Here is a 13,203-nt window from a genome sequence, read left to right as displayed (position 1 = left end):
AGAACATCGCTCTGGCGACGTTATCATGACAACGTTATCATGACAACGTGCGGCTTCACTCCTTGTGAAGACTACGTGTGAAGCCAGCGCATGCCTTCTGTTGGCTCGTGTCACAGCGAAGTTTCAGCCGCAATCCTGAGTTTGCCAGACGCCGTCCGCCCTCATCTCGAGGGTGACCGGTGGTTGGAACAAAGAAGCGGCGAGGGCGCTCATGCAAGAGCGGCGATTGAATTTGGATACGCAGTTGCAGGTGAACATTATAGAGGCTGGAGAGGTTTGCGATGAGCAACAATCAACCCATTTTCTTAACGCCGGAAGGCTTGCAGAAGGTGAAGGAAGAGCTAGAGTATCTGACGACGGTGCGTCGCCGCGAGGTGGCCCAGATGATCGCCGAGGCCAAAGCGGAAGGCGACATCAGCGAAAATGCGGGCTACGATGAGGCCAAGACCGCCCAGGGCTTTCTGGAAGGGCGCATCCGCGAGCTGGAAGCCATCCTGAAGAACGCTAAAATTATCAGCGAAGACAACGCTGCGCCGGATGTAGTGGTGATCGGCCGCACGGTCGTGGTGCGCGAAGAAGGCTCCGATCTGGAGGAGGAGTACATGATCGTCGGGCCGCCGGAGGCTGATCCGAGCAACGGCAAAATCAGCAACGAAAGCCCGATGGGTCGCGCGCTGCTGAACAAGCGCGTGGGCGACAAGGCCGTGGTGGATTCGCCGGGCGGCCAGATTGTCTTCGAGATTGTTCAGGTGAAGTGAGTGCGGCGCCCAAACGATTCGGCGACGACGGCGCGCAATTCAATTGCGTCCTAACACAAGGAACTGAGAGGTGATGCTTGAATCTTCCCGCCCATCCGCTGTTCGATCCTGAACGTCTCAGCGATCAAGAGCAATCGCGCCTGAAAAACTTGCAGGGGTTGATCGAGGCGGGCATTGACCCGTACCCGGCCCGCGCCAAACGCACGCACACGATCGCCGCTGCTCGCTCCCTCTACGAACAAGGGAAGAGCGAAGGGCAGGAGGTGAGCGTGGCCGGCAGGCTGCGCCGCATCCGCATCATGGGCAAGATGAGCTTCGCCGACCTGGAGGATGGCACCGGCGTCATTCAGTTGGTGTTGCGCAAGGACTCGCTTCCAGGCGATTTTTATGACAACGTTTGGAAGCGACTGATCGACCTGGGCGATTTCGTCGGGGCCACCGGTCCGCTCGTGGTCACCAAAACCGGTGAACTCAGCGTAGAGGTGCGCGAGCTGCAATTTTTGAGCAAGACGCTCAAGCCGATGCCCGATAAATGGCACGGCGTGCGCGACCGCGAAAAACGGTACCGGCGGCGCTACGTCGATCTGCTCGCCAACCCACCGGTGCGCGAGATTTTTCGCAAGCGCGCCGCCATCGTGCGCGCTTTACGCGAATATCTGGACAACGAAGGCTTTCTGGAGGTCGAGACGCCGATCCTCCAGCCGATCTACGGCGGCGCAGCCGCGCGTCCTTTTATTACGCATCACAATCAGCTCCACCAGGACCTCTACCTGCGCATCAGCTTCGAGCTCTATCTCAAGCGCCTCATCGTCGGCGGCTATGACCGCGTCTACGAGATCGGCCGCGACTTTCGCAACGAAGGCGTGAGCTTTAAGCACAACCCCGAATTCACCCAGCTCGAATTTTACGAAGCCTACGCCGACTATAACGACGTCATGCGCCGCGCCGAAGAGATGGTCGCCTACGTGGCGCGCAAAGTCACCGGCGGGCACACCATCACCTGGCAAGGGCACACGATCGACGTGACGCCGCCGTGGCGCCGCATTCCTCTGCGCCAGGCCATCTTCGAGGCCACCGGCATCGATTATGAAAGCTATCCGGACGCAGCGTCGCTGGCGGCGGAGATGCGCCGCCGCGGCCACGAACCGGACCCGCGCAGCTCCTGGGGCAAGTTGGTCGACAGCCTGATGGCCAAATACGTTGAGCCAAACCTGATCCAGCCCACCTTCCTCATCGACTATCCGCGCGACGTCAGTCCGCTGGCCAAAGGCTCTCCCACCGACCCGCGCCAGGTCGAACGGTTTGAGGGCTTTATGGCCGGCATGGAGATTTGCAACGCCTTCAGCGAGATCAACGATCCGATCGACCAGCTTCAACGCTTTCTCGACGAAAATTATCGGGCGCGCCACGGCGACGAAGAGGCGCACCCGATCGATGAAGATTTCATCGAGGCGCTTTGTTATGGCATGCCGCCGACCGGCGGCTTCGGCATGGGGATCGATCGCCTGACCATGATCTTCACAGACACCGATACGATCCGAGAAGTGATCCTCTTCCCCCATCTGCGTTCGATCAAAGAAGAAGAGGAAGCGGAGAGCGTGGAAATGGCGCAGGAGTGAAAACACCGGCGACTGCGTCGGTGCGGCTCCCAGCCGCACATCCTCGACAGCCCCCGAGACGATGGCCGGACTGCGTAGGCGCCGCTACAAGCAGCGCCTACGCCATGCGCACCAACGACGGCTTCCCGTATGCGTCTCAATCGCGACGCGTCAGCAGGGAGACGTAATAGAGCATCGTCATGATCGCCTGCACGGCGGCAGCCACATAGGTCAGCGCTGCGGCGTCCAACACCTCGCTGACGCCTCTCATCTCCTGAGGACTCAGCCCCATGGCGACAAGCTGCTGTTTGGCGCGGCGGCTGGCGTCGAACTCCACCGGCAGCGTCACCAGGGCGAAGACGGCCGTCATGGCGAAGAGCAACAGACCGATGATGGCGATGGTGTTGCCCGTGACGCCGGACATAAAGAAGCCAACCAGGAAAATGATCGGCCCCAGCCAGCTGCCGATGCTCACCGCCGGCACGATCGCCGAGCGCAGGCGCAGCGGCCCGTAGTGCATCTTGTCCTGCAGGGCGTGACCCGCCTCATGCGCCGCCACGCCGACCGCCGCCACGCTGGGCGTGCCATACACAGACTCGCTCAGCCGCAGGACTTTGCCGCTCGGGTCGTAGTGATCGGTGAGCATGCCGCCCACGCGTTCCACCGCCACCGAATGCAGCCCGTTGCGATCTAAAATCATGCGCGCCATCTGAGCGCCCGTAATTCCGCTCGCCGTGCGCATTTTGGAGTAACGGCGAAACGCGCTCTGCACCTTGAACTGCGCCCACAATCCCAACAAGAGCGGCGGGATCGCAAACAACAGATAGAGCGGATCAAAGAACCACATGCTGCATCACCTCTTTCTACCACTTTGTCGCGTGTTGCGTGTTTGAGTGTGTTCTCCGCATCACGCATCGTCTACACTCTCTGCGGCGTTCGTTGCGCACCGCAAGCACCTTACTCATCGATTAATCGAACTATAACGCATCGACGTTAAATTTTCATTTGAAATGTGTTGGAATTTCATACGGACGCATTACACGGTTGCCTGGAATATGGCAAATAAGAGCCGCACCTGGCGCCATGAAAGTGTGCGTGCAAGCTATCACCTCTAGCATAAATCTGCGGCTACGAGTCGCAGCTACGATGATGGTGCAAACTGCTGCTAATGATTATACACCAGAGTCCTCTTTATGCAGGATTGCCCGTTACGATTTCGGCTCAGAAGGGCGTCGTCGCAGCAAGGACGTCGTGAGCGCCCACTCTTCGCTGCGCAACAGCCGATGCGCAAGCAGGTAGCTCGCCGTCGCCAGCAACGCAGCGGAGGAGACCAGCAACCATTTGCCATCGAATGCAATGCCTGAACCCAGGCCTCCGTAAGTATCGAGCCAATGCTCCCAGGCCCACACGACTGCGGCCATCAACGCGGTGGCCGTCAGGGTCTTCAATGCGGCGGAGAAGAGCGAGCGTCGGTCGAGGCCGGCAGGCAGCCGCCGACCGAACAGCCAGAGCAGCGCGCAGGTCTCGACCAGCGTGGCCAGGCTGTTGGCAAGCGCCAGGCCGCCGAAGGAGAGCCAGCCGACCAGCGCCAGGCTCAGCGCAATGTTGCCGATCATCGCCAGCACGCCGATTGAGACCGGCGTCCAGGTGTCCTGCATGGCGTAGAAGCCGCGCACGACAATCTCCAACATCGAATGGAAGAGAAGGCCGATCAGGTAAAACTGCAAGCCGTAGGCCACCAGCCGCGTGCTGTGGACGTCGAACGCGCCGCGTTCCAGTAGGAGGGCGATGATCGGCTGGCGCAAGACGAACAGGAACGCCGCCGCCGGCGTCACCAGAAAAATCACGACGCGCAGCGCCCGCTCGAAGGTGCGACGAAAAGCGTCGATCTGGCCCGCCGCGCTCTGCGCCGAAAAAGTCGGAAAGACGACGGTGGCGACGCCTTGCGCGATCACCCCCTGCGGCAGCAGCATCAGCAGCCAGGCGTAGTTGAGCGCGCTCAAAGCGCCGGCGCCCAGGCCGCTGGCGAGGATCGTGTTGACCAGAAAGTGGAGCTGGACGAAGAATAGCCCCAGCACGCGCGGCCCCATCAAGAGCGCCACCTTGCGCACGCCCGAATCTCTCAAGGAAAGCGTCGGCTGCGGGCGCCACCCTTTGCGCAACAACATCGGCAGTTGCACCAGCAAATGCGCCAGCGCGCCGAGCACAACGCCAGCCGCCAGCCCATAGACGCCATACGCCGGCGCCAGCGCTGCGGCGGCGAGGATGATGGCCAGGTTGTAGAGCACCGGCGCAGCCGCCGGCGTCAGGAAATGTTGCGCAGCGTTGAGCGCAGCCATCACCAGTCCGCTGGCGCCGAAGATCACCGTGCCCGCCAGCATGATGCGCATCAGCGCAGCGGTGAGCGCCTGCTGCTCCGGCGTGAATCCAGGCGCCAACACGATGCGCACGATCGGCTCCGCCAGGAGCGCGGCAAGGACGCTCAACGCGATCAGCGTCAGCATGATCAGGTTCAGCACGCGGCTGAAGAGCAGCCACGCCGCCCGCCTGTCCTCCTTCACCCAGTGGGTGGCGAAGACGGGGATGAAGGCGCTCCCCAGCGCGCCGCCCGCCGCCAGTTGAAAGAGCAGATCGGGAATGCGAAAGGCGGCCAGATAGGCGTCGTACTCCGCCGAAGTGCCGAAGCGCGCACCGATCACCATCTCGCGGACCAGGCCGGAGAGGCGGCTGAGCACAAAAAAGAGCATGACCAGCAAAGCGGCGCCGGCCATGCGCCGGCCATCCAGCCCCGTCGCCGGTCGGTCTGGGGCGCGCGATTCTTGAAGCGAAGCGTCGATTTTGTCCACGATCGGCCATTATACATGCAACGGCGATGCGACGGCGACTCAGGCTCTGGAAGAAAATTGAACCTGGGCATCGAACCGGTGCAGCCAATGCCTGGCTTGGGCGCAAACTCTAAGCTGCGTTATACTCGCAAGAGTTGTGTGTGGAGGAACGAGTTGTAGAAAAAGAGACCTGCGATGGTTCAGATGCATCTTCGCCTGTTTCATCTTTTGCGCATGGGGGCGCTCCTCGCTCTCAGCGTTGCCTTGCTCTCTGGCTGCCAGCCGCTGCAGTCGGCGTTCTCCGTCGTCTCTGCGCTCGATGAGATGGTGGGGGATGGCGCACCCCCCGCCGATGGATCAGGCCCATTGATGGGCGCCCTCGCCTTGCCGACGCCCACGCCCACCCCTACGCCGACGCCGTTGACGTTGCTGCTGCCGCCCGTGATCACCCAGCCTCCCACGCCCGCGCCGACGCCGACCTGGCCCACGCCGACGCCCACACCAGAGCCGCTGGATGGTCCGATCACCGTGGCGCTCGCCGATTCGGTTCCTGTTCAATGGGGGCCGGCTTTGTTGGCGCGCCTGAACCGGATCCATCAGGTGGAGACCGGGGCCGGCCTTCAGCCGCTGTATGTGCTCGACCGGCCGGAGACGGCGCAGGTGCGCATCGATCTCCGTCCCGTCGCCTCTGCCTCGGCGCCGCTGGCCGAGCGCGTGTTTGCGGTCGCCATGCCCTTCGCCACCGTCCGCGATGACGTCAGCCTGGACGAAGTGAGAGCCGCATGGCAAGGCGCGGAAGGATCGCCTCCAGCCTACGCCAGCGTCGAGACCGTCGCCCTCCTGCGCCCCGTCCTCGGCGACTTCGCCGGCGTGCTCACGCCCCAGGGTCAATTGCTGAGCGCCATCGAGAGCGACCCCGGCGCGCTGGCGATCCTGCCCTTTGACCAGCTCGACCCACGCTTCAAGGCGTTGACGGTCGACGGCGTCAACGTGTTGAGCAACCGCTTCGACATTCGCGCCTACCCGCTCGCCGTGGCGTTGGATGTTTCAGGCCGAGGGGCGAGCGTCGTGCAGCCGCTGCTGCGCGACGTCATTCTGCCCTACACCAACCGCGACGCTTCTCGTCTCACGCAGCTCATCATGACTGGCGTGACGGCGATGTCGCGCGTCACAGCGCTGCGCATGGACCAGAAAGGCTACGACTACCCCTCGCGCGTGATCTCCGACGTCTTCGCCGCCGCCGACATCACGCACATCAGCAACGAGGTGCCTTTCCTCGACGACTGCGTGGCCGACCCCACCGAAAACAACCTGATCTTGTGCAGCCATCCCAACTACTGGGCCGCACTGGAGGCGTTGGGGACGGACATCGTGGGGCTGAGCGGCAACCACGTCAACGATTTTGGCCGCGAAGGAGCAAGACGCTCGTTGACCTGGTATCGAGAGAACGGCATCCCGTACTACGGCAGCGGCTTCAACGTCAACGAGGCGTGCGCGCCGCTGCTCTGGGAGCATCACGGCAACACCTTCGCCTTCATCGCCGCGCTGGCGTTTTGGCCGGAGAACGCCTGGGCGACGACCGATCTGCCCGGCGCTTGCTACTATTACGACAATCGAGAGCTGCTGCTGGCGCTGGTGCGCCAACTGTCGGAGGCGGTGGACATCGTCTCTGTGGAACTCCAACACACCGAGACCTATGAGCCGTATCCGATCGCTTCCCAAATCGCCGACTTTCGAGAGCTGCGCGCGGCGGGTGCCGACATCGTCACCGGCGTGCAGAGCCATGTGCCGCAGGCGCAGGAGCCTTACGGCGTCGGCGATCCCGGCGGCCCTGGCATCATCAGTTACGGCTTGGGCAACTTCTTTTTCGATCAAATGTGGAGCTGGGAAACGCGCACCGAGCTGGCTGCGCGACACACGATCTACAACGGCCGTTTGCTCAACACCGAGCTGCTGACGATGGTGCTCGAAGACTTTGCGCAGCCGCGCTGGGCGACGCCTGAAGAGCGCGCAGAGATTCTGAATCGCATCTTCCGCGCGGCGCCGCCCAGATAGACGACCGGAGCGCGATTCGAGACGTTGACCATGCGTCGCTTTTCCTTGCAGTTGCTGGCCGTATTGGTGGCGTGGAGCGCCGTCGATGTCGTCGCCGACCCCGATGCGTTTGCGCCCTACCTGCTGCGCGACGCCGGCCTGTTGGCGCTCCTCGCCGCCGCGCTCTTCGCCTGGCAAGGCGCCGGCTGGCGACCTACGCCCATTTCGCGACGCGTGGTGAATCTCTCTGGGCCTGGTCAGGTGCTTTGGCTCACCGGTCTGGTCTGTCTTGTGGTGGGCGGTCTTGGCGTCGGCGTTGCGCCCGACGGCCCTTTGCAGTTGAAGGCGACGTTGGTCTGGATGCTTGGCCTCGGGCTCACCATCATCGGCGTCTGGGGGCCGGGCGCTCAGTTCGCCTATGCGCCGCCCGCCTACCGCTGGGAGCAGGATGCACGCGGCCGCTTCGTGCGCGTGGCGCCGGATGGCCGCAAATTGCCGCCCTCATTCGACCTGCAACACAGCGCCTGGCCGGGGCTCCTGCTCGTCCTGCTTCTCGGCGTTGCACTGCGCGTTTGGAACCTGGGAGGGTTGCCGTCGGGCTGCATCGACGTGGAATGCATCGACGCGTTGCGCCTGGTGGAAGGACAAACGCTCACAACGTCGATGCCGGGCGCATTCAACCTCTACGAGCGACTGGCGCAGCTTCTGCTCCGCTTCACCGGCGATGGCTTGCTCAGCCTGCGGCTGGCGGCGACGCTGTTCGGCGTTCTCGGCCTGCTGGCGTTTGCAGGCGTGACGAGACGGCTGGCCCCGCCGCTCGCAGCAGTCCCTGCGCTGCTGTTGCTGGCGCTCAACCCCTGGCATCTGTACGCCGGACGCGTCGCCGACGCCTGGCTGGCGCCGATGGGTGTTGCGACGCTGGCGTTGTGGCTGACGTTGCAGGCGTTGGCGCACGCCGATGTGCGCTGGTGGACGCTCGCCGGGCTGGCGCTGGGGCTGCTTTTCGTCGAAGCCGAGGCGTTGCGCCTCGCCGTGCTTCTCTGGTCGCTCACTGCGCTGGGGCTGGCGTTCCTGCCCGACGGCTCTGAAAATCGCAGATCGCTTCCTCTCGCTGCCCTGGTCGGCGCAGTCGCCGGCATGATCGGCGTGGCCGCGCCGGCGCTGTTGCACGGGGCCGGCGTTTCACCGACGACTTCGACGACCGCCGACCTCGGAGGCCAGGCGGTCGTTTTCCTCGGTGCGCTGCTGCGTCCCGATGCTGCGCCGGAGAGCGCAATCGGCGACGGTGGATTGTTGCCGTCCGTGATGATGGCGCTTGTGATCGTCGGCGCCGGCGCGTTGGCGCGCAATGTGCGGCGTCCCGCCGCGCTCTCGGTCGCTGCAGGCGCCATCGTTTTCAGCGCTGCGGCGTTGTGGATGGATTTCAGCGCGACGCCCCTGCGCTCGCTCCTGTTGCCCTCGCTGCCCTTCTGGCTGGCGGTTGGGGTTGTTGCGCTGGAGCGCATGATGGACGCACTGGCGATGGCCTGGGGGGGCGTCGTTCGCCCTGTGCGATTGGCGGCGGCGACCACGCTGGCGCTGACGGTGCTTCTGGGCGTCGCTGCAACGCGCATGGCCGCCGACTTGAACGCTGCGCAACGCGGAGACGTCGCCTCGCTTCCGAACGAGATCGCCCGTTTCATCGCAGGCCGCATCGCAGGAGGCGACGCCCAGACAACTTTTGTCGTCCCCGCCGGCGTCTTTCGACATCCCAGCCTGCGCCTGCTGGTGGGCGAGGCGATGAACGCAGGCCGCGTTCAGATGCTCGATTTCGGAACGACGTTGCCCTACGCCGCCCAGCCGCCGGGCGACGTGGTCTATCTGACGCCGGTGGGGCAAAATCAGGTGCTCGAGCAGGTGCTGCTCACCTATCCTGGCGTCGAGGTCGTCAACAGCGCGCCGGAAGAGGCGTGGTCGCCGGTCGCGCGGCGCACTGCGTTCACGCAGGCGACCGTCTCCCGGCAAACGATCCTTGAACATCAGGCGCTCCGGTTGCGTCTCTATCGAGGCGCGCCGACGGAGGCGGAAACCGCCGAGTTCGAGGCGCTGGTTGCAACGACTGCTTTTGACTGGCAGGCCCGACCACCGGCGCCGCCCCCCTTCGCCGCCCGTCTTTCGGCTTCTCTATCGCTGGCCCAGGCGGGCGCAGTGGAATTTGGCGTCGAGGTCGGCGGCGGCGCGGCCGCTTCGCTGCGCATCGACGGCCAACTTGTGCTGGACACGCAACTGGGGATCGGCGAGAGAAGCATCCCGTTGGCGCAAGGCGTGCATACGCTGGAGGTCGACTATCGCAGCGGCGATCGGTCCGGCGACCTGGCGCTCTATTGGCGTCCGCCAGGCGCAGCAGCGCGCAGCCTCTTGCCTACGAGCGTTCTGCATGCGCCTCCGCTGCCGGAAGCCGGTTTGTTCGGCGAGTATTGGGCGGGAGAGGCGCCCGGCGGCATGGTCTTGACCCAACGGTTGGATCGCATCCTCGGCTTTGATTTTGGGTTGGAGCCGCCTTATAACGTCCACTGGCAGGGCCAATTGGGCGTCGCGCGCGCCGGGGAGCATTTGATCGCTGCGCTGGCCAACGGCCCGCATCAGATCTGGATCGACGGCAGGCTCGTGGTGGATGGTCAGCAAGCCGATGGTGCGAACCCCGAAACCGCCTACCACGAAGGGCTGATCTACCTGGAACGGGGCTGGCATGACCTTGCGATTCGCTATCGCCCTGTTGGCGCGTTGCCCGACTTTCGCCTGCTCTGGCAGCCGCCCGGCGCCGCCCCTGGAGAGCTGGCCGGCGCTTATCTTGCGCCGGTCATAGGCGAACGCACGTTGGCCGATCAAGCGCCGCCGCCTGCGCCGCCGCTCCTCGACCCCCGGCTGGGCGACGACGCTTTTGCGCTGCTGCGGCTGGTCAGCGCAGCGCAGCCGGGCGTGCGCATTCCGCCGCAGGCGTTCGAGTCGCTGCCGCTGGAGACGCTCTGGTCCGCAGGCGCAGGCTGCGGCTCCGGCGAAAATCAGTTCAACGCACCCAACGGCCTCGCCTTTGCTTCCACCGGCGCGCAGCTCTACGTAGCCGACGCCGGCAACCGGCGCGTGCAGGTTCTTGACCTGGACGGCGGCTTTCGCGCGCCGATTGTGGACGCAGCCTTTGAAGAGCCGGTGGATGTCGCCTTTGCGCCGGACGGCTCGTTGCTCGTGCTCGACGCTGTCGGAAGCCCCCTGGTTCGGCTGAACGCCGACGGCGCGTTGACGTCGTTGCCTGTGCAGACTTCGTTCTATCGGCCGCGCGGCTTGGACGTAGGCGCTGACGGCGCCATCGCCGTCGCCGACACCGGCGGCGGCCGCGTCGTGATGTTGAGCCAGGACGGCTCCCTGCTGGCGCAATACGGCGGCGTCGACAGCCCGCTGGCGCGCGGCCAACCGGTCGATGCGCTGTTCACGCCGCGCGGGCTGTGGGCGATCACCGCCGAGGACGGTCGCCTCTGGAATCTGGAACTGGACGCCGGCCTGACCGCCCTTCAGCCGACCGCCACCATCGACGGCCCCAAGATGGCGCGCCTTCCCAACGGCGGCTTCCTCATCACCGATCCGGCGCGGCGCACCTTTACGGCGTTTGCGGCGACCGGACAGCCGCTGCAACAATTTGGCTACGTCGATCAGCTGCTCTGGCCGACCGGGATCGCTGCATTTCAGGCGGGAGAGCAGCTTTTCATCGCTGCGAGCGACGCGCGGGCGTGCACGGTGACGCTGTGGCGGATGGCGGTCGAACAGTTGCGATAGAGGGGAGGAAAAGCGCAAAGATGCAGCGACAGGATTTTGCAGAACGACGCCCGAACGATGAGCAGCGCCGAACAGAGCGGCGCCTTCGCCTTTGGCGATGGTTCTGCAATCTTTTTCAACAGAAGGCGCCCACAGCGCCCGCCTATCCTCCCTCCGTGGAGCAGATGCGCATCTGGCAGTCACGCGTGCGGTCGCTGTTGTTGTTGCTTCTGCTTGTGGGATTGTCGGCGTGCGCTGCCCCGGTCGCTCCTCCTACGCCGGCGGAGGTCGCCCCCGTCGCCACCTCGCTTCCCCGTTCCATGCTCCTGCGCAGCGAGCCGACGCCCATCCCCGCCGCCGTGCTGGCGCAGATGGACACCGAGACGCAGCTTCGCGTGGTGGAGGCGCCGCGCCGCGACCCGCTGCGCCTGGCTGTTGAGCTGAACCCTGACCTCGACGATGCGCCGATCTTCGCCGAGCCGAAACGCTATCAGGTCGGCGATCGAGAGCAGTTTTGGGTGCACAATTCCGACGCCAAACAGAACATCGAAATCGTCGCCGAGTTGATCTATCAGACCGATGTGGCGAACGTTTGGGTGGAGTTGGAGCAACCTCACGACGCCCGCCGCATCCGCCAATCGATTGACCGCTTCAGCAATGACATTTATCCGGCATTGGTCAACCTTTTTGGCAGCGAGTGGAACCCCGGCGTAGACGGCGATCCGCGGCTGCACATTTTGCACACGACCCGCATGGGCGCAAATGTGGCCGGCTATTTTTACAGCGCCGACAAATACCCGCGCGTGGTCAATCCCTTCTCCAACGAGAAGGAAATCTTTTTCATCAATCTGAACTGGCTCAATCGCTTGCGCGAGTATCGCACCTATGAGACGGTGTTGGCGCATGAGTTTCAGCATATGATTCACTGGAACCAGGATCGCGGGGAGGATCTCTGGATCAACGAGGGGTTCAGTGAATACGCGCAGGAAGTGGCCGGCTATTCGCCGGACATCCGCTTCGCCCATATTTTTCTCAACAACCCTGACATCCCGCTCACCGGCTGGAATCCCAATCCAGGCGTCAGTGCGCCGCACTATGGCGCCGCCTACCTCTTTGTCGCCTATCTGGCGCAACGGTTTGGCGACGAGTTCCTCGGCGTGCTGGCGGCGGAGCCGCGCAACGGCGCCAACGGCGTCGACGCTGCGTTGGCGACCTTCGGCGCCGGCGAGAGCTTCGACGATCTCTTTGCAGACTGGGTGGCGGCCAACTGGGCGGACGCCTCCGAAGCGTCCGATGACGCACGCTTCGGCTACCGTCGCCTTTCGCTGCCCAGGCCGCAGGCTGCGGCCACGCATCGACTGACGACCGACGCAATAGAGGATCTCGGCGTTGTGGAGGCGGATGTGGCCAACTACGGCGTTGACTATCTGTTGCTCGAGGGAGAGGGCGACTTCGTCTTTCACTTCGAGGGCGCCACGCAGACGCAACTGGCGCCGACGCAGCCGTTCGACGGTGCGCGCATGTGGTGGAGCAACCGGGGAGACGACGCCAATCCTCGGCTGACGCGACGCTTCGACCTCAGCGCGCTGGAGCCGAGAACGCCGGTGACGCTGACCCTTGCTGCGTGGTGGAGCATCGAGGAAGCCTACGACTACGGCTACGTCAAGGTGAGCCGGGACGGAATTGACTGGATCATCCTGCCCGGCCAGCGCACGCGTGACGACAACCCGACCGGCAATGCGCTGGGGCCCGGCTACACCGGCGTGAGCGGCGAGGATGCGCCCGGCTGGGTGCAGGAGACCTACGATCTGAGCGCCTTCGCCGGCGGCCCTCTCTGGCTTCGCTTCAGCTATGTCACCGATGACGCCGTCAACATAGAAGGCTGGTTTATCGATGACCTCGCCATCCCGGCGATCGGCTTCGAGGACAGCTTTGAAGGCGAGGTCGCCGGTTGGGAGAGTGAGGGCTGGATTCTCACCGACAATCGGCTGCCGCAGCGTTGGTTGGTGCAGGCGTTGGAGTTCAACGAGGGCCGACTGGAGCAGGTCACGCGCGCACCGGTGGACGATGATGGGCGAGCGATAGTGACGCTGGCCGGGCTGAACAACCGTCGCCACGTCGTTCTCGCCATCAGCGGCCTGACGCGCGTGACCGCAGAGAAGGCGAAGTACAGATATTGGTTTGAAGCAAAATCAGAGTGAA

The 13,203-nt window shown here is 64.1% G+C and carries 7 protein-coding genes; 5 read left to right on the top strand and 2 right to left on the bottom strand.

Going from position 1 to position 13,203, the window contains the following annotated elements; all coding sequences use genetic code 11:
- Positions 1-281 precede the first annotated feature (281 nt).
- Both greA and lysS read left to right on the top strand, forming a co-directional pair.
- Positions 282-758 carry a transcription elongation factor GreA gene (greA, locus tag Q0367_RS10505; protein ID WP_297633614.1) on the top strand — a complete coding sequence of 159 codons (477 nt, stop codon included), beginning with the start codon at positions 282-284 and terminating at the stop codon, positions 756-758.
- A gap of 77 nt (positions 759-835) precedes the next feature.
- Positions 836-2,377, top strand: a complete 1,542-nt coding sequence (lysS, locus tag Q0367_RS10500) for a lysine--tRNA ligase (RefSeq protein WP_297633616.1) — start codon at positions 836-838, stop codon at positions 2,375-2,377.
- Positions 2,378-2,513: 136 nt separating this feature from the next.
- Here lysS and Q0367_RS10495 read toward each other — a convergent pair whose 3' ends face one another.
- Positions 2,514-3,203: a zinc metallopeptidase gene (locus Q0367_RS10495; protein WP_297633618.1), complete on the bottom strand. Its 690-nt coding sequence runs from the start codon at positions 3,201-3,203 to the stop codon at positions 2,514-2,516.
- Positions 3,204-3,564: 361 nt separating this feature from the next.
- Positions 3,565-5,202: a murein biosynthesis integral membrane protein MurJ gene (murJ, locus tag Q0367_RS10490; RefSeq protein WP_298982134.1), complete on the bottom strand. Its 1,638-nt coding sequence runs from the start codon at positions 5,200-5,202 to the stop codon at positions 3,565-3,567.
- 174 nt (positions 5,203-5,376) lie between these two features.
- Here murJ and Q0367_RS10485 point away from each other — a divergent pair, with 174 nt between their 5' ends.
- From Q0367_RS10485 to Q0367_RS10475, 3 genes are read left to right on the top strand one after another with little or no spacing between them, the layout of a single operon-like run.
- On the top strand, positions 5,377-7,236 hold the full coding sequence (locus Q0367_RS10485; RefSeq protein WP_298982132.1) for a CapA family protein: 1,860 nt from the start codon (positions 5,377-5,379) through the stop codon (positions 7,234-7,236).
- A gap of 30 nt (positions 7,237-7,266) precedes the next feature.
- Complete coding sequence (locus Q0367_RS10480; protein ID WP_298982129.1) at positions 7,267-11,022, top strand: hypothetical protein; 3,756 nt, start codon at positions 7,267-7,269, stop codon at positions 11,020-11,022.
- 20 nt (positions 11,023-11,042) lie between these two features.
- Positions 11,043-13,202 carry an immune inhibitor A domain-containing protein gene (locus tag Q0367_RS10475; protein ID WP_298982127.1) on the top strand — a complete coding sequence of 720 codons (2,160 nt, stop codon included), beginning with the start codon at positions 11,043-11,045 and terminating at the stop codon, positions 13,200-13,202.
- Position 13,203 lies beyond the last annotated feature (1 nt).

The sequence above is a fragment of the uncultured Caldilinea sp. genome (assembly GCF_937128415.1).
Lineage (GTDB): Bacteria > Chloroflexota > Anaerolineae > Caldilineales > Caldilineaceae > Caldilinea.
This window is presented reverse-complemented; position numbering and strand designations above follow the sequence as displayed.

Coding starts and splice junctions, on each gene's coding strand:
- greA (WP_297633614.1), top strand. CDS start 282: ATGAGCAACAATCAACCCATTTTCTTAACGCCGGAAGGCTTGCAGAAG.
- Q0367_RS10495 (WP_297633618.1), bottom strand. CDS start 3,203: ATGTGGTTCTTTGATCCGCTCTATCTGTTGTTTGCGATCCCGCCGCTC.
- Q0367_RS10485 (WP_298982132.1), top strand. CDS start 5,377: ATGGTTCAGATGCATCTTCGCCTGTTTCATCTTTTGCGCATGGGGGCG.
- Q0367_RS10480 (WP_298982129.1), top strand. CDS start 7,267: ATGCGTCGCTTTTCCTTGCAGTTGCTGGCCGTATTGGTGGCGTGGAGC.
- Q0367_RS10475 (WP_298982127.1), top strand. CDS start 11,043: ATGCAGCGACAGGATTTTGCAGAACGACGCCCGAACGATGAGCAGCGC.